The following is a 507-nucleotide window of genomic DNA, read 5'->3' as shown; positions in this document are numbered from 1 at the left end:
CCGGCGAGTTCTGCCTGGCTCCAGTCGCGTTCGGCGCGCAGCACTTTCAGGCGATTCTTCATGATATCCTTCGCAAATGCCCTTTGCATGGTCGTTATCCCCTTACTAAAAGTCAGGTGACCCTTACTTTATGGGCATAGCGCATAGCGATTGTCAACAACACCTGACAAAAAGTCATGTGAGCGTGGCATGGCGTTCGCGCGGCGCAACGCTTGGTTGAATTTCCCGCCGCGCTGCGCCAAAGCCCGCGGCGTGACCCAGCCGCTCAGCTTCCAACGCATGATCCTTACGCTCCATGATTATTGGAGCCAGCACGGCTGCCTGATCCTGCAGCCTTATGATATGGAGATGGGGGCGGGGACCTTTCACCCGGCGACCACGCTCCGCGCGCTCGGCCCCGAGACGTGGAACGCCGCCTTCGTCCAGCCGTGCCACCGCCCGACCGACGGCCGCTATGGCGAGAACCCCAACCGGCTGCAGCATTATTACCAATATCAGGTGATCCTG

At 59.8% G+C, this 507-nt stretch carries 1 protein-coding gene; it reads left to right on the top strand.

The window, feature by feature from the left end:
* Window positions 1-279: 279 nt before the first annotated feature.
* On the top strand, window positions 280-507 hold a 228-nt coding region (locus AACY45_RS28000), incomplete at its 3' end, for a glycine--tRNA ligase subunit alpha (protein ID WP_339548717.1).

The sequence above is a fragment of the Pseudomonas sp. RA_35y_Pfl2_P32 genome, assembly GCF_963970735.1.
Taxonomy (GTDB): Bacteria; Pseudomonadota; Gammaproteobacteria; order Pseudomonadales; family Pseudomonadaceae; genus Aquipseudomonas.
This window is presented reverse-complemented; position numbering and strand designations above follow the sequence as displayed.